This window comes from Mycobacterium sp. (genome assembly GCF_049647605.1).
In the GTDB taxonomy this organism is placed as follows: Bacteria; Actinomycetota; Actinomycetes; order Mycobacteriales; family Mycobacteriaceae; genus Mycobacterium.
Map to the genome: position 1 here is coordinate 39,706 of NZ_JBARXZ010000154.1, position 15,884 is coordinate 55,589.

Genomic DNA, 15,884 nt, shown 5'->3' on the forward strand with positions numbered 1-15,884 from the left:
ACATCACGGTCGGTTGTAGATCACCCGAGTACCGAACGCGACGTCCTGCAGCGACCGTCGGTTGGAATCCAGTGCCGCCCAGGCCAACCCGATCGGGAAGAGCACACACGCCAGACCCCGCAGCAGCGCAGCCGCCCAACCCAGTCGGCTGCCGCCGCGGCCGACCACCCGCAACCCCATCACCACACAGCCGGCGGTGCATCCCGACACCGCCCAGCACGCGGCGAGGTATCCCGCGGCCACCACCCCGAATCCGATCGTCGAGAAGATCAACGACGGCGCCGGGAAGCTGAAGGCCCGCGGGGAGAAGGCCAGCACCGACAAGATCAGACCGACGTAGAAGATCCCCATGAACGCCAGCACCACGATCAGATCGATCACGGCGGCCAGCCCGCGGCTGACAATTCCGGCAGTCCGCAGACCCGTCATCGTGTCGAACCCATGGCGTCGCCACGACGGCCCAGCATGCGGTCGACGATGCCGGAGACCATGTCGTCGGCCCGCTCCCCCTGGGTGCGGACGTCGGTCATCACCTCGGCTGTCACCGAACTGGTGGATTCCCGGATGATCGACGGCAGATCAACACCGTCGATCACGGTGTTGGCCAACCCGATCAGGTCCATGCGGTCGACGATCGCATCGATGTCGACCTCAGCCACAATCGCGTTGACGTCCACCCGGTCCCGCACCAGGGCCGTGAGATCGATCTGGTCGAGCACCTGCTCGACGATCTGCACCACGACGGAAGCCACAGCCGCCCGCGCCGGTTCGAGGCCGACGGCGATGATGTGGTCGCCGCGCTGGGCCAGAGCGTGGACACCGTGATCGATCGCCGGGCCCAGCACCGGCACCTGGGTCGCCGTGCGGTAACAGGCGGTGGCGGCGCCGGCGGCCAACGCTCCCGCCCCGACCGAGACCGACACCAAAGGGTGTTTCAGGAGGGCGGCGACGCTGAGCATCAACACATCCTAGATATGCCCGTACGGCCCGCCCGGCGAGAGAAGTTCCAGGCGAGCCGTACGGCCCCTCTCAATCAAGATTTGTGGTCAGACCTTGTGGTTCTCCGATTTGATCAACCAGGCCAGCTTCTCCAAACCGTCGATCAGCTGGTGCAGGATGTCGGTGCTGCTCGGATCCTCGGCATCCACCGCGTCATGCACCGCGCGCAGGGTGCCCACCGCGGCGTAGATGCGGGTGGTGATCAGATCCACCACCTCGGTGGTGCTGTGCTCAAAAGCCGGGAACTCCGGGAGCGAAGTGGTGGCGGCCACCGTGTCGGAGCGGCCGTCGACAACGCCGCCGAGTGCCCGGATGCGCTCGGCGATGGTGTCGCTGCCCTCCCGGGCAAAATCGACCAGCTCGTCGAGCTGCAAATGCAGGTCCCGGAAGTTTGTTCCCACCACGTTCCAGTGGGCTTGCTTGCCCTGCAGGTGCAGCTCGATGAGATCGACCAGCACCTTCTGGAGGTTGCCGTAGAACTCCGCGGTCGGTACAAAACCGGTGATGTCGGTAGCTTCACGCCGCTGATTGATGGTTGCTGCGACAGTCACGACAAACGCCCTTTCCCTTGTTTCGGACACCAGTGCCCGTCGGCGCTCGGAACTCGCCCGATCCCGCCGAAACGTGAGTTTCGGCCGGTATTCCTGGTTTTCTTTACCTGCCCACCTACCTGATGAGCACAACGCCGACGCGCTGCAAAACATGCCCGACGGATTGTCTAGTCCGTCACGGTTGGCGAGGCATCCCTTTGCTGATCCTGTTCGGCGAGGCTGCGCGCGTACCCGGCACCCATCGCCAGCAGCACCAGCCCGACGACGATGAAAACCACCACGCGGAAGATCCCGTCGAGAGTGCCGAGGTCGAACAGCATCAGCTTGGCTGTGGCCGCCACGGTCAGAGCCAGCCCACCGGCGATCGGTGCGGTGCGCGCATCGCGGTCACCGACCCGCAGCGCATACGCGAACAGCGCCGCGGCCATCGCGATCCAGCAGATGGTGGCCGCCATGTGCCCGGCCAGGAATCCGCCCCCTTCGCCTCCCACCAGCACACCGGCGGTCACGGTGAAGGTGGTGACGGCGTAGACGCTGACCACCAATGCACCCGACCAGAGCACCCGGGCCACCTGATCATCAACCGAGCCCATCCACGACCAGCAGATCGCGACGGCGCAGGCGATCAGCAGCGCGCTGGCCGCCAGCACCGACACCGCCTCCGGCGCCGCAGTGGACACCGCCTCGACCAGGTACTGCGGCGGGCTGTAAGCGAGAAACACCAAACCACCGATGGCGGTGAAACCCATTGCCGTCCAACGTGCTATCGCACTGTGGCGGCCTGCGACGGTCACCACCAGTGCCAGCGCAAGGAACACCGGCGCCTCGATGTGACCGTCGAAAGCCACCGTCACCGCCACGACCGCGGCGACCGCCGACAACACCGACCAGATGGCCGTGACGGACTTGGTCACTCCGGGCAGCCGGCTGCCCAGCAAAACGATGGCCAACAAGACGATCGCGACCGCAGCGGCCAACAGCACCGCCAGCACCCGCTCCACCGCGATCGCCGCCGACAGCGCCGGAAGGACACCGACCGCGGTGGTCACCGCGATCGCCACCGGATGCGAGCTGGTGGGAAGCAGCACCAGGGCACCTGCCACGGCCAGAAGCGCGGCCACCCCGGAGGCGCCGCCGAGCAGCCCCGGGCTCTCCTGCGAGACGACGCCCGAAACCAGCAGCGTCAACAACAGCGAAAATGTGACCGCCACCGTGCGCGCCGCATGCAGCAGGGGCCAGTCCTTGCCCAGCTGAACAGGTAGCGACGCCGCCGAAAGCACCAGCATGAAGCCGACCAGCAGCACGCTCACACCGTCGGTGACGATCGGCGCCAACACGGCCAGTGGGATCAACACGAGCAGTCCGAGCTGCTGGGAATCCCAGCGGCGGGCCAATCCCAGACCGCCCCCGCCGATCACGGCGGCAAGCAACAATCCCGCCGCCGGCGGCATCCATTCGTAGATGGTGGTCATTGCGATGACGTCCATGTACGCCGCGGCGATGCCCGTCGCCGCCAGCGAGATGGCACCGATCCGTCCGCCGAGCCGACGGTTGAACACCACGGCGACAGCCACCAGCGCTCCCGCGAGCACCGCGCCGGCCGCCACCCGGACCGGTGGTGCCAGCAGCCCGGCCTGCGCGGCCAGTACCAACAGCATGACAACACCGATGAGCGTGACAGCCACGCCGGCGACGGCCAGCACCTTGCCGATCCAGCTCTGCCGAGGTTCCTTACCCGAAACCGGCGGTGTTGCCGGCGATGTGGGCGGTGCGACAGGTCGCGGGGCAACAACCGGCGGTGCGACGGGTCCCGGGGCGGCCACCTGCGGTGCCACCGGATACGGCGGCGATGGGTATGCCTGTGGTGGATATTGCGGTGGCACCGGATAGGGGTAGGGATAGGGCGGTCGGTACTGCATCGGTGTCGGCGCGGGCGCAGATGCAAGTGCCGGTGCCGGCACAGCGAGGACGCTTTCCATCTCGGTCAGCTGCCCCGCGACGCGGGCCAGCTGATGCGACAGCGCGGTGAATTCGTCCGACAAGCGGGCAAACGCGGCCTGATGCGGTTGGCTCATCCCGCTATCGTCGCCCACGAACAGGTGCGGGAGTTGAGTAGGACTACTCGGATCTGCCTCCGGGTTCTTTGTCGAGCCCGTGTTCGATGGCGTAACGCGCCAATTCCACGCGGTTGGCCACGTGCAACTTCCGGAATGTGGCCTGCACGTGATTCTCCACAGTCCGGTGGCTGACCGAGAGCTTCGCGGCGATCTGCTTGGCCGTCAACCCTTTGGCCACATGGCGCAGCACCTCGGTCTCCCGCTCGGTCAGCGTCGGCGCGTCCGGTGCCGCGTCCGGACGGCGCGCGATCCGGCGATACTCCCCCAGCACCAGACCTGCCAGGCCCGGGGTGAACACCGCCCGGCCCGCCGCGGTGGCCCGAACCGCTTCGGCCAGTTCGATTCTGGAGGCACTCTTGACGAGATAGCCGCTGGCACCGGCCTTCACCGCCTGCAGCACATCGTCGTGTTCCGCCGACGCCGACAGCACCAGGACCCGCGACTCGGGAGACACCTCCAAGACCTGGGCGGTGGCCTGGGCGCCGTCACCATCGGTGAGCTGCATGTCCATCAGCACCACATCGGGGCGCACCACATCGGCACGCCGACGTGCCGACGCCACCCCCTCGGCGGTCGCCACCACCGCAAAACCGTCCTCGGCCAGATCCCGGGCCACCGCGTCCCGCCAGATCGGATGATCGTCGACGACCATGACGGTCAGCGGCTGCCCGTCAGCCACGAGGCACCGTCAATTCCCACTCGGTGCCGCCACCGACGTCGGTGGTCAGCTTCGCCGAACCCGAGAGCGCCTGCAGCCGCCCCACAATGGATTTCGAGACCCCGACACGCCCGTCCGCGACGGCCTGTTCCAACCGCCCCGGCGCGATCCCCACGCCGTCGTCACGGATACTCACCGTCACCTCATCTCCCAGATCTTCGACCAACACGTATGCGGTGGCGCCCGGCCCTGCATGGGCCACCACGTTGTCCAGGGCGTTGCCCACCGCGGCTTCGAGTTCAGCGGCGACCTCCGCGTCGAGCAATACCGGGGTGGCGGGCAGGCTGACCACCACCCGGTCCCCGGCCCGCAACCGCAGACCCGCCACGATGTCCACCAACGCAGAGTCGGGCTCGGGGTCCACCACCTCTGCGCTCACCAGCCGGCGCAGCGCACGTTCCTGCTGACTGGCCAGATCAGCCAACTCTGTTGTGGCTCCGCCTATTTCACGACCACGCTTGGCGACGAGCGCCAAAACCTGGATGACACCGTCATGCACCTGGCGGGCCAGCCGTTCCCGTTCGGCCACCGCCGCCGAGAGTCGCGTGGCGCGTTCCAATTCGGCGTGGGCACGCCGCGCAGTCTGACCCGCCATCCCCACCGCCAGCCCCACCGCGAGTTCGATCACCATGGTCGCGTTGCGTGCCAAATCCAGGCTGACGTACCCCTTCAGGAAGGCATACACCGCCATGATGACAACGCCGGTCAACATGCCCGACACCGGACCCAGCAGAATCGCCGCCGAGATGGTCGCATTGGTGGCCCACAATGTCGTCGGCAACGACTGGTTGTCGGCGATCCATCCCGAGGAGGCAACCAGCTCCGTCGACATGATGAGCGCGCACACCACCACGATCTCGCTCAGCACCCAGACCGGCCGGCGTCCAAAACCCCGCAGATAGGCAACGCCGCACGCGGCAGTCCAGACGGACAACACGGCAAACAGCAGCCACCCCAGCACCGGGCGGTCCAGCTCGCCGTTGCTGACCACCTGAAAGCCCAACGCGTAAACGAAACTCAGCAACCGGAACACCTGGGCGGCCCGCCACAGCGGCCCACAGGGATCCCGATCTGGTTGGTGAGACATACCGAATTTCTACTTCACCGCACCGTTGAGCGCCGGGGCCTCGATCATGCCCCTCTCGACGCCCCACATGGTGGCGATGGTGCGGTACTCGCCGGTGCCCATCACGTGCTCGAGTGCCTGCCGCAGTGATTCACCCAGCGGCGACCCCTTGGCCACCGGCCACCCATAGGGCGCCGAATCGAACACCTCCCCAGCTTCCTCCAGCCCACCACCACTGAGTTTGATGGCAAACCCCGTCACCGGAGAGTCCGCGGACATCGCGTCGACGGCACCGGACATCAACGCTGCCGTCACATCGTCCTGACTCGTGTAGACCACTTTCTCGATGGGTGGCTGCGAGGCGGCCACACAGGTGTCGCTCTTGGCCGGGATCTCGTCGGTGTCCTGGATGGTGCCGAAGGCCACCCCGACTCGCAGCCCGCAGGCGGCCGCGGGATCGACGGTGTCACCCGGTCGCTGCGCCCACAACGTGCCCGCCTGGAAGTAGGTGACGAAGTCGACGCTCTCCTCCCGGGCCTTGGTGTCGGTCAGCGACGACATTCCCACGTTGAAGGTCCCGGACTGCACCGACGGCACGATCGTTTCGAAAGCGGTTTCCCGATAGTCGGGCCTCAGACCGAGCACCCGGGCCACCGCATTCATCAAATCGACGTCAAAGCCCACCAATTCGCCGCGGGTGTCCCGGAATTCGTTGGGCGCGTAGGGAACATTGACGCCAATGACCATCCGGCCGGTGGCCCGGACGTCAGCGGGTACGGTGGCCGCGATCGCCGAAACCGCTGCAGGCCCGGCGTCACCAGGTGCCGCGTTGCTCTCTGCCAGACTGGCCGACCGCGCGCCGCCCGAGGAACTCTGGCCCCGGAGCTGCCACGCGGCAACCCCGCCTACCGCCACCAGCAGCACGCACAGCCCGGCGACGACAAAACCCCACCGGCGCGATCGGTCGCCGCGACGCGCGGGTGCCCGGTGCGCGGAGTGCCGCGCCTTGTGCTGCCCGATTCGCGGTACCGGGCTCTCCAGCGCCCGGCGCGCCGCCGCGGCCAGCTCCGCTCCGGTGCGGTAACGCTTCGCGGGGTCCTTGTCCATCCCCTTGGCGATCACGGCATCGAATGCGGCCAGCCTGCGATCACTGTCCGACGGCAGCGGCGGCGGGGTGACCATGTGGCCGGCGATCTGCTGTTCCAGGCTGTCGCTGGGGTATGGCCTGCTGCCGGTGAGACATTCGTAGAGCACACAGGTGAGTGCGTAGATGTCCGAGCGCGGATCGGCCTGGCCGCCGCTGAAGCGTTCCGGCGCCATGTAGGCCAGAGTGCCCAGTGTGCTGCCCGCCGTGGTCAATCCGGGATCGCTGGTGGTGCGGGCCAAACCAAAATCGATCAGATAGACGAATTCACGTTCGGAGATCAGGATGTTGGACGGCTTGACGTCGCGGTGGACCAGACCCGCCGCATGGGCGCCGTCGAGTGCCGACCCCACCTGCTCCACCACCTTGACCGCAAGTCGCTTCCCCAGTGGATGAGCACGTTCGGCCAAAATGGTGCCGAGATCGAGGCCCTCTACCAGCCGCATGTCCAGATAGAGCCGACCGTCGATCTCCCCGTAGCTGTGTATCGGCACGACGTGAGGGTCATCGACACCGGCGGCGGCCTGCGATTCCCGGCGAAACCGCCGCTGGAACACCACATCTTCGGCCAGATGCGGCGGCAGGACCTTCAGCGCAACGATCCGGTCGGTTTTGGTGTCGCGCGCCCGGTAGACCTCGCCCATACCGCCGCGACCGAGCAGCTCCAGCAACTGGTAATGCCCGAAGGGCCGCAACGACCCGTCACTGTGAGCATCCACCGGCAAACTCCTGGACAGCGACCAAACCCCCCGGATCGGGTCGCTTGAGGTTACATCACCTTCGACAGGAACGCCTTGGTGCGGTCATGCTGCGGATTTCCCAGCACCTCGCGCGGCTTTCCACTTTCCACGATGACGCCGCCGTCCATGAACACCAACTGATCGGCCACCTCGCGGGCGAAGCCCATCTCGTGAGTGACCACGATCATCGTCATCCCTTCTGAGGCAAGCGTCTTCATCACCGAAAGGACCTCACCCACCAGTTCCGGATCCAGCGCCGAGGTGGGCTCGTCGAACAACATCAGCTTGGGGCTCATCGCCAGCGCCCGGGCAATGGCCACCCGCTGCTGCTGACCGCCGGACAGCTGTGCGGGATAGGCATCGGCTTTGGCGGACAGTCCCACTTGGTCGAGCAGGTCCTTGGCCCGGGTCACCGCTTCGGCTTTCTTGACGCCCTTGACCTGCACCGGCGCTTCGACGATGTTCTCCAGCGCCGTCCGGTGCGGGAACAGGTTGAAATGCTGGAACACCATGCCGATGTCGCGGCGCTGTTTGGCGGCGTCTCGCGGCGACATCTCGTGCAGCTTGCCGCCACGTTCCCGGTAGCCGATCAGGTCGCCGTCGACGTACAACCGTCCGGCGTTGACCTGCTCCAAGTGGTTGATACACCGCAGGAATGTCGACTTGCCCGACCCGGACGGACCGACGAGCACCAGTACCTGGCCCCGATCCACCTCGAGGGTCACGCCTTTGAGGACCTTGAGCGCACCGAAGTCCTTGCAGACGGCTTCCGCTTTCACCATCGGTGTCATGGCGTTTCCCCCATCTGCGCCTTGGCCAGCACCTCGAGTTGCTTGGTGGTGAGCTTGCGTGACGCGCCACGGGAGAAGTGCTTCTCCAGGTAGTACTGACCCACCATCAGAATGCTGGTCACCACGAGGTACCAGGTCGCCGCGACCATCAGCAGCGGCACGGGTTCGAAGATGCGCGCGGCGATCTCCCGAGAGGTGATGCCGTACAAATCCAGCGTGAACGGCACGGCGGTGACCAGTGAGGTGGTCTTCAGCATGCTGATGATCTCGTTGCCCGTCGGCGGGATGATCACCCGCATCGCCTGCGGCAACACCGTGCGCCGCATCGCCAGGCCCCAGGACATGCCCAGCGCGGTGGAGGCTTCCAGCTGCCCCTCGGGCACGGAACTGATTCCGGCGCGGATGATCTCGGCCATGTAGGCGGCTTCGTTGAGGGCCAGACCGATGATCGCCAGCGCAAACGGGAATGACAGCGACTGCAGGTTGAAGTGCAGCAATGACGGCCCGAACGGCACACCGAGCTGGATGTTCTGGTAGATGGTCGGCATCAGGCCCCAGAACACCAACTGCACGTACACCGGGGTGCCACGGAAGATCCACAGATACGCCCACGCCACCCACCGGAACACCGGGTTGGGTGAAAGCCGCATGACGGCAAGCAGAATGCCGAGCAGGATCGCAAGCACCATCGAATAGACGGTCAGCTGCAGCGTGTTGAGCACACCGACCGTCAGGACCCGTTCGTTGAACAGGTACTCGAAGTAGGTCGACCAGCCGTAGGCCGGATTGGTGGCCGCTCCATAGAGGAACAGGCCGGCCAGGACGAGGATGACGCCCGCCGCCACCCACCGCCACGGATGCCGCAGTGGGACCGCGTCTATGGCAGCAGGACCGGTCGGCGGCGGGGCGGCTTTCTGGGTGGATGGCGGCGAAGCGTCAGCACTCATCGATCAGCTGATCGCGCCGTTGATGACGGGCTTGTCGATCATGCCCTCCTGGACACCCCATTTGGTGCTGATCGTCTCGTACTCACCGGTCTCGATGAGGTGCTCGAGAGCTTTCTGCAGCGACTGCGCCAGCGCCGACCCCTTGGCCACCGGCCAGCCGTATGGCGCGGCGTCGAAGATCTCACCGGCCTGCTCCAGCTTGCCGTTGCTCTGCTTGATGGCGTACGCCGTCACCGGCGAGTCCGCCGACATGGCGTCGGTCTGGCCGAGAATCACCGCGTTGGTGGCGGCATCCTGACCGTCGAAGGGCACGATGGTGATGGCCGGGTTACCGGCATCGGTGCAGGCCTTGCTCTTGGCGGGCAGCTCGTCGGTCTCCTGGAAGGTGGTGGCCTGGACGGCAACCCTCTTACCGCAGGCATTGTTCGGATCGATACCCGCGCCCGGCTTCTGCGCCCACTGGGTGCCAGCCGAGAAGTACGTCACGAAATCGACGGTCTGCTCACGTTCCTTGGTGTCGGTGAACGACGACATACCGACGTTGAAGGTTCCGCCCTGGATCGACGGGATGATCTTCGCGAAGTCGGACTCCCGGTAGTCGGCGGTCAAGCCGAGGGTGGCGGCCACCGCATTCATCAGGTCGACGTCGAAGCCGATGATCTGGCCGCTCTCGTCCTTGAATTCGTTGGGGGCGTAGGGAATGTTCACGCCGACGACCAATTTACCGGTGGATTTGATGTCCTCGGGCACGGTGTTGGCGATCTCCTCGACCCCCGAGGGCGCTGCCCCGGCGGAGGTGGTCTCCTTGTTTCCGCCGCTGTCGCTGCCTGCTGCGCAACCGGACAGCACCAAGGCTCCCGATACCGCGAACAGCGCTGCGGTGGACCACCGACCTGGACGTGCTCGGCGATTCTGGTTTCCAGCTTCCACGATTTCTCCAGCTTCCACGGTGCCTCTTCTCTTTGCATCGGGTCGTCGTGCCGTCCGTCTCGAACCGCCGACGACCTTAACCACCGGAAACCCAGCGCGCAGTCCCGGTAACCGAACATTAACGACAGCACCCTCTTATCACAGGCATTCTGCGTTCTTGGCACATCGAACCGTGATCAAAAACCGACGCTTTCGCAACCCCGCTATGCCACACTTCGCGCATGGGAACGCTTACAGCTCCAAGCCTCTTGCCCCACCTGTGGAAGTCCACGCTGGTGTCGGGTGTGCTCGCGGTTCTCTTCGGGATCGCCGTTGTTGCCTGGCCCGGCATCTCGATCCTGGTGGCCGCGATCTTCTTCGGCGCCTATCTGCTGGTCACCGGTATCGCCCAGGTGGTCCTGGCATTCAGCCTGCGCGCCCCGATCGGCAGCAAGGTACTGCTGTTCATCAGCGGCCTGGCCGCCGCCGTACTGGGTGTGCTGTGCTTCCTGAGCCTGGAAGACTCCATTCTGCTACTCGCGATTTGGATCGGCATCGGATTCATCTTCCGTGGGGTGGCCACCGCCGCCTCCGCGATCAGCGACAAGACGCTGCCCGGCCGCGGCTGGGAGATCTTCTTCGGCGTCGTCACCCTGATCGCCGGCATCGTCATGATGGTCATGCCCTTCCAGTCGCTGGCCACACTGGCGCTGGTGGTCGGTATCTGGTTGATCGTGACGGGCATCTTCGAGATCGTGATGGCCTTCGGCATCCGGAAAGAATCCAAAGCCCTTTCGGCGTAGCCCGAAAGTCCCTTGTCGGGGATATCACTGGGGTGCGACCGTCGAATCGGTAGTCCTGCGACCACGCAACTACTACTCTGTGTCGTAGACACGTAGTACTCAGCACGGCCGGCCCCGGGAGAAGTTGCACATGGACGCCCTCGACGTATCACGATGGCAGTTCGGCATCACCACGGTCTACCACTTCATCTTCGTTCCGCTGACGATCGGCTTGGCGCCGCTGATCGCCGTCATGCAGACGATGTGGGTGGTGACCGGCCGCACCGAGTGGTACCGGCTGACCAAGTTCTTCGGGAAGCTGTTCCTGATCAACTTCGCCATCGGGGTGGCCACCGGCATCGTCCAGGAGTTCCAGTTCGGGATGAACTGGAGCGAGTACTCCCGTTTCGTCGGTGACATCTTCGGCGCTCCCCTGGCAATGGAAGGCCTGGTCGCCTTCTTCTTCGAATCCACCTTCATCGGACTGTGGATCTTCGGCTGGACCCGGCTCCCCCGGTTGGTGCACCTGGCCTGCATCTGGATCGTCGCGCTCGCGGTGAACGCCTCGGCGTTCTTCATCATCAGTGCCAACTCGTTCATGCAGCACCCGGTCGGCGCCCACTACAACCCCGAGACCGGGCGCGCCGAACTCCTCAGCATCGTCGCGCTGTTCACCAACGAAACCGGCATCGCGGCGTTCTGGCACGCCGTGGCCGGTGCATTCCTGACGGCCGGTGTGTTTGTCGCCGCCGTCTGCGCCTGGCTGATGGTGCGCGACAATCTCAAAACCGACGGCACCGCAACCGAAGCCAGGAACATGTACCGGCCCGCAACCATCCTGGGCTGCTGGGTGGCATTGGTGTCGGCGGTCGCCCTGTTCTTCACCGGCGACATCCAGGGCAAGCTGATGTTCGAGCAACAACCGATGAAGATGGCATCGGCGGAATCGTTGTGCTACACCGAAACCGACCCCGACTTCTCGATCCTGACGGTGGGCACCCACAACAACTGCGAGAGTGTCACCCACCTCATCAAGGTGCCTTACGTCCTACCGTTCCTGGCCGAGAGCAAGTTCACCGGCGTCACCCTGCAGGGTGTCGAAGACCTCCAGGCGCAAGCCGAGGAGAAGTACGGCCCCGGCAACTACCGCCCCAACCTGTTTGTCACCTACTGGTCGTTCCGGGCGATGATCGGCCTGCTGGTGATCCCGGTGCTGTTTGCGCTCACCGCATTGTGGCTGACCCGTGGCGGCCGGACATCGAACAAGCGCTGGTTCTCGACATTTGCGCTCATCACCCTGCCGACCCCCTTCCTGGCCAACAGCGCCGGCTGGATCTTCACCGAGATGGGCCGCCAGCCCTGGGTGGTGGTACCGAACATCGACGGCGATCCCGACATCCACCTGACCGTCCAACAAGGCGTATCGCAACACTCGGCGGGCATGGTGCTCACCAGCTTGATCAGCTTCACCCTGATCTACGCGGTATTGGCGGTCATCTGGTTCTACCTGCTGCGCCGCTACATCACTGCCGGCCCACAGGAACACGATTCCGAGCCGGCGCCACCCAAACCACCGGGTGACGATGACGTCGCCCCACTTTCGTTCGCCTACTGAGTCCCCTCGCCTACCCAGGAGATCATCATGGGCTTACAAGAGTTCTGGTTCATCCTCGTCGGCGTGCTGTTCCTCGGGTTCTTCATCCTCGAGGGCTTCGACTTCGGCGTCGGCATGCTGATGGAACCCCTCGCGCGCCTGCGCGGGACCGGCGGGGAGTCCGGTACGGCCCCGCTGCCTGCCGAGACGGTGGAAAAACGCCGCCGCGCAGTACTCAACACCATCGGACCGGTGTGGGACGGCAACGAAGTCTGGCTGATCACCGCCGGCGGCGCCATGTTCGCGGCGTTCCCCGGCTGGTACGCGACAGTCTTCTCCGGGCTGTACCTGCCACTGCTGGCAATCCTGCTGTCGATGATCATGCGAATCGTGGCCATCGAGTGGCGCGGCAAGATCGACGACCCGAAATGGCGGACCCGCGCCGATATCGGCATTGCGGTGGGGTCCTGGCTCCCCGCGGTGCTCTGGGGTGTCGCCTTCGCCTCGCTGGCCCACGGACTGCCCGTCGACGCCGATCACCAGATCCAGCTGACGTTCGGTGCGCTGATCAACCCCTACACACTGTTGGGCGGCCTGGCCACCGGCGGACTCTTCCTGTTGCACGGCGCATCCTTCCTGGCCCTCAAGACCGCGGGCGAGATCCGCACCGATGTGCTGCGGGTGGCCCGCCTGCTGACGGTGCCGGTGACCTTGTTGGTCGCCGCCTTCGGGGTGTGGACCCAACTGGCCCACGGCAAGACCTGGATGTGGGCGGTGCTGGCGATTGCCGTCGTTGCCCAGCTCACCGCAGTCGCCTTGCTGCACCAGGGAACTCGGGACGGGCTGGCATTCATCTCGACCACCCTGGTGGTCGCGGCGGTGGTCGTCATGCTGTTCGGTGCGCTCTACCCGAACCTGGTGCCCTCGACACTGAACCCGGAGTGGAGCCTGACGATCTACAACTCGTCGTCGAGTCCCTACACGCTGAAGATCATGACGTGGGCGGCAGCGATCTGCGCGCCGATGGTCATCATCTACCAATCCTGGACGTACTGGGTTTTCCGGCAACGGATCTCAGCTGACCGGATCCCAGATCCGATAGGCCTGCCGGGACGCACCTCCTGACTACCGAAAAATCCGCATCGGCAGGCCGGGCACCGCTGGATCCGCGGCTGTGGCGAACCTCCGCCGCAGTGCGCCGGTTCCTGGTCGCCTCGGTCTGCTGCGGTGTTGTGATCACGGGGTGTGCCCTGGCCTCAGCGGTACTGCTGGCCCACATGGTGGCGGCGATCGTCACCGACCCCGGTCAGCGAACGCTGTCGCAGTGGACACCGCAGCTGCTCCTGCTGGCTGCGGTGTGGCTGCTGCGCACCGCCGCCCAGTGGATGCAGGGCCGGCTCAGCCAGCACGGAGCCAGCGGCGCCATCGCCGACCTCAGCGGGCGAGTCCTGGATTCGGTGACCTCCGGTGATCCGCGCCTGCTCGCCGAACGGCGCGACGACGCCGCCGTGGTGGTGTTGCGTGGGCTCGACGGGTTGCGGCCCTTTTTCACCGCCTACCTGCCGGCACTGATCCTCGCCGTGCTGCTGACCCCGGCGGCGGTGGTGGTGATGGCGGTGTTCGATCTGCAGGCCACCGCGATCGTCCTGGTGGCACTGCCGCTGATCCCGATCTTCATGGTGCTGATCGGTCTGGCCACCGCGGAACGCTCCGCAGCCGCGCTGACGGCGATGACCACACTGCAGTCCAGGATGCTCGATCTGATCGCCGGAATACCGACGCTGCGCGCACTGGGCCGGGCCGACGGGCCGGCGGGACGCATCACCGATCTCTCCACGGCACACCGTCGATCGACGATGGCCACCCTGCGGATCGCCTTCCTGTCCTCGCTGGTGCTGGAGTTGATCGCCACGTTGGGGGTGGCCTTGGTCGCCGTCAGCGTCGGGCTGCGGCTGGTGTACGGGCATCTGGACCTGGCCACCGCGCTGACCGTGCTGCTGCTGGCACCGGATGTGTTCTGGCCGCTGCGTCGGGTCGGCGTCGAATTCCACGCCGCCCAAGACGGAAAGGCCGCCGCCGACCGCGCCTTCGCGCTGATCGACACCGCCACCACCGCACCGTCCGGCACTCGCACGGTGCGGGCTGCCGGCGCGCCGATCCGGATCGAAGCCCTCTCGGTGCTCAGCCGTTCCGGCTTTGCGCCCGAGCAGCTCAACGCCGTGATCGAACCGGGGCGGGTGGCGGTGCTCACCGGGCCGAACGGGGCGGGGAAGTCGACCACCTTGCAGGTGATCGCCGGGCTGACAACCGCCTCGGCGGGGCAGGTGAGCGTGGCCGGTGTCGTGGTGGCAGATCTGGAGCGCAACGCGTGGTGGGCACAGCTGAGCTGGCTTCCGCAGCGTCCCGTGCTGGTGCCCGGCACGGTCGCCGAGAACCTGACCTTGTTCGGCGAGCTCGTCGATCCCGAATCCGCCTGCAGCGCTGCCGGCTTCGACCAGGTGCTGGCCGAGTTACCTCAGGGTTTCGACACGGTCCTCGGACGCGGCGGCGTGGGCCTGTCGCTGGGCCAGCGACAGCGACTGGGATTGGCGAGGGCTCTCGGCTCGGCGGCGCCGGTGCTGCTGCTCGATGAGCCCACCGCCCACCTGGATGCCGCCACCGAGGCAGCAGTGCTCGACGCCCTCGTCGACCGCGCCCGCGCCGGCTCGACCGTCGTGATGGTGGGGCACCGCGCGCCAGTGCTGGCCATCGCCGACCAGATCATCGAAGTGGGCAGCCATGCTTCGGCCTGACCCCCTGTTGCAGGTGTTGCCCCTGCTGAAACCCCGGCTGCCCCGGCTGCTGCTGGCCACGCTGTGCGGGGTGCTGTCGCTGGGCAGCGCGCTGGCATTGGCAGCGGTATCGGCCTGGCTGATCACCAAGGCCTGGCAGATGCCGCCCATTCTGGACCTCACCATCGCCGTGGTGGCAGTTCGGGCACTCGGCATCTCCCGCGGGGTGCTGCACTACTGTGAACGGCTCGCCTCACATGACGTGGCGCTGCGGGCCTCCGGCACCGCGCGCACACAGCTCTACCGCAGTCTCGCCGACGGCCCGGTGGACGTGGTGGCGCGCCTGGACGGTGGCGAATTGGCCGGGCGGGTGGGCTCCGACGTCGACGCCGTGGCCGATGCGCTGGTGCGGGCGGTGCTTCCGATCGCGGTGGCCGTGGTGCTGTCCGTCGCGGCGGTGGTTGTCATCGCGATCATCTCACCGGCGGCGGCGCTGGTGCTGGCCATCTGCCTGGCGGTGGCCGGTGTGCTGGCGCCTTGGCTGGCGGCCCGGGGCGCCACCGCACAGGAGGCGGCGGCACGCGAGCTCCATGCCCAGCGGGACGTGCTGGCCATGCTGGCCCTCGAGCACGCGCCGGAACTGCGTGTCAGCGGCCGATTACCGGCCGTCATCGCCGAAACACGGCAGCGGCAACACGATTGGGGGGCGGCGCTGGACCTGGCCGCCCGCCCGGCCGCCGTCGGCGCCGCTGTGC

General features: G+C 66.3%; 15 protein-coding genes. 5 read left to right on the plus strand and 10 right to left on the minus strand.

Translation table 11 applies throughout. The annotated features are described in order from the left end of the window. Positions 1-3: 3 nt before the first annotated feature. The 10 genes from WBB07_RS19785 to WBB07_RS19830 all read right to left on the minus strand — a co-directional run bounded on the left by WBB07_RS19785 (position 4) and on the right by WBB07_RS19830 (position 10,003). Entirely contained in the window at positions 4-429 is a 426-nt protein-coding gene (locus tag WBB07_RS19785) for an RDD family protein (protein ID WP_526310092.1), read from the minus strand. Then, entirely contained in the window at positions 426-959 is a 534-nt protein-coding gene (locus tag WBB07_RS19790) for a hypothetical protein (protein WP_526310093.1), read from the minus strand. Before WBB07_RS19790 ends, WBB07_RS19785 begins: the two co-directional genes overlap by 4 nt. Positions 960-1,046: 87 nt before the next feature. Beyond that, entirely contained in the window at positions 1,047-1,532 is a 486-nt protein-coding gene (locus WBB07_RS19795) for a Dps family protein (RefSeq protein WP_526310107.1), read from the minus strand. A 185-nt stretch (positions 1,533-1,717) separates the two neighbouring features. Continuing rightward, positions 1,718-3,625 (minus strand): DUF2339 domain-containing protein, encoded by a 1,908-nt coding sequence (locus WBB07_RS19800; protein WP_526310094.1) that lies wholly within the window; start codon positions 3,623-3,625, stop codon positions 1,718-1,720. Positions 3,626-3,668: 43 nt separating this feature from the next. Next, positions 3,669-4,319 carry a response regulator transcription factor gene (locus tag WBB07_RS19805; protein WP_526310108.1) on the minus strand — a complete coding sequence of 217 codons (651 nt, stop codon included), beginning with the start codon at positions 4,317-4,319 and terminating at the stop codon, positions 3,669-3,671. Between the two features lie 19 nt (positions 4,320-4,338). Beyond that, entirely contained in the window at positions 4,339-5,472 is a 1,134-nt protein-coding gene (gene macS / locus WBB07_RS19810) for a MacS family sensor histidine kinase (RefSeq protein WP_526310095.1), read from the minus strand. Positions 5,473-5,481: 9 nt separating this feature from the next. Next, positions 5,482-7,239 (minus strand): serine/threonine protein kinase StpK7, encoded by a 1,758-nt coding sequence (stpK7, locus tag WBB07_RS19815; protein WP_526310109.1) that lies wholly within the window; start codon positions 7,237-7,239, stop codon positions 5,482-5,484. 125 nt (positions 7,240-7,364) lie between these two features. Continuing rightward, a complete protein-coding gene (locus WBB07_RS19820) occupies positions 7,365-8,126 on the minus strand; it encodes an amino acid ABC transporter ATP-binding protein (protein WP_526310096.1) in 762 nt (253 codons plus the stop codon). Next, positions 8,123-9,073, minus strand: a complete 951-nt coding sequence (locus WBB07_RS19825) for an amino acid ABC transporter permease (protein WP_526310097.1) — start codon at positions 9,071-9,073, stop codon at positions 8,123-8,125. Before WBB07_RS19825 ends, WBB07_RS19820 begins: the two co-directional genes overlap by 4 nt. Before the next feature lie 3 nt (positions 9,074-9,076). After that, complete coding sequence (locus WBB07_RS19830; protein ID WP_526310110.1) at positions 9,077-10,003, minus strand: ABC transporter substrate-binding protein; 927 nt, start codon at positions 10,001-10,003, stop codon at positions 9,077-9,079. A gap of 221 nt (positions 10,004-10,224) precedes the next feature. Between WBB07_RS19830 and WBB07_RS19835 the strand changes: the two genes are divergently transcribed. The 5 genes from WBB07_RS19835 to WBB07_RS19855 form a co-directional block, all read left to right on the plus strand. Then, complete coding sequence (locus tag WBB07_RS19835; protein WP_526310098.1) at positions 10,225-10,785, plus strand: HdeD family acid-resistance protein; 561 nt, start codon at positions 10,225-10,227, stop codon at positions 10,783-10,785. A gap of 130 nt (positions 10,786-10,915) precedes the next feature. Then, complete coding sequence (locus tag WBB07_RS19840; RefSeq protein WP_526310099.1) at positions 10,916-12,379, plus strand: cytochrome ubiquinol oxidase subunit I; 1,464 nt, start codon at positions 10,916-10,918, stop codon at positions 12,377-12,379. Between the two features lie 27 nt (positions 12,380-12,406). Next, positions 12,407-13,483 carry a cytochrome d ubiquinol oxidase subunit II gene (gene cydB / locus WBB07_RS19845; RefSeq protein WP_526310100.1) on the plus strand — a complete coding sequence of 359 codons (1,077 nt, stop codon included), beginning with the start codon at positions 12,407-12,409 and terminating at the stop codon, positions 13,481-13,483. Positions 13,484-13,551: 68 nt separating this feature from the next. After that, positions 13,552-15,150, plus strand: a complete 1,599-nt coding sequence (gene cydD / locus WBB07_RS19850) for a thiol reductant ABC exporter subunit CydD (protein WP_526310101.1) — start codon at positions 13,552-13,554, stop codon at positions 15,148-15,150. Beyond that, positions 15,137-15,884: ABC transporter transmembrane domain-containing protein (locus tag WBB07_RS19855; protein ID WP_526310102.1), on the plus strand; the 748-nt coding region annotated here is incomplete at its 3' end. The genes cydD and WBB07_RS19855, both read left to right, overlap by 14 nt.

What these genes read in the sequence shown, in the direction of transcription:
- WBB07_RS19785 (WP_526310092.1), bottom strand. Translation starts at nt 429, where the DNA reads ATGACGGGTCTGCGGACTGCCGGAATTGTCAGCCGCGGGCTGGCCGCC.
- WBB07_RS19790 (WP_526310093.1), bottom strand. Translation starts at nt 959, where the DNA reads ATGCTCAGCGTCGCCGCCCTCCTGAAACACCCTTTGGTGTCGGTCTCG.
- WBB07_RS19800 (WP_526310094.1), bottom strand. Translation starts at nt 3,625, where the DNA reads ATGAGCCAACCGCATCAGGCCGCGTTTGCCCGCTTGTCGGACGAATTC.
- WBB07_RS19805 (WP_526310108.1), bottom strand. Translation starts at nt 4,319, where the DNA reads ATGGTCGTCGACGATCATCCGATCTGGCGGGACGCGGTGGCCCGGGAT.
- macS (WP_526310095.1), bottom strand. Translation starts at nt 5,472, where the DNA reads ATGTCTCACCAACCAGATCGGGATCCCTGTGGGCCGCTGTGGCGGGCC.
- stpK7 (WP_526310109.1), bottom strand. Translation starts at nt 7,239, where the DNA reads ATGGGCGAGGTCTACCGGGCGCGCGACACCAAAACCGACCGGATCGTT.
- WBB07_RS19820 (WP_526310096.1), bottom strand. Translation starts at nt 8,126, where the DNA reads ATGACACCGATGGTGAAAGCGGAAGCCGTCTGCAAGGACTTCGGTGCG.
- WBB07_RS19825 (WP_526310097.1), bottom strand. Translation starts at nt 9,073, where the DNA reads ATGAGTGCTGACGCTTCGCCGCCATCCACCCAGAAAGCCGCCCCGCCG.
- WBB07_RS19835 (WP_526310098.1), top strand. Translation starts at nt 10,225, where the DNA reads ATGGGAACGCTTACAGCTCCAAGCCTCTTGCCCCACCTGTGGAAGTCC.
- WBB07_RS19840 (WP_526310099.1), top strand. Translation starts at nt 10,916, where the DNA reads ATGGACGCCCTCGACGTATCACGATGGCAGTTCGGCATCACCACGGTC.
- cydB (WP_526310100.1), top strand. Translation starts at nt 12,407, where the DNA reads ATGGGCTTACAAGAGTTCTGGTTCATCCTCGTCGGCGTGCTGTTCCTC.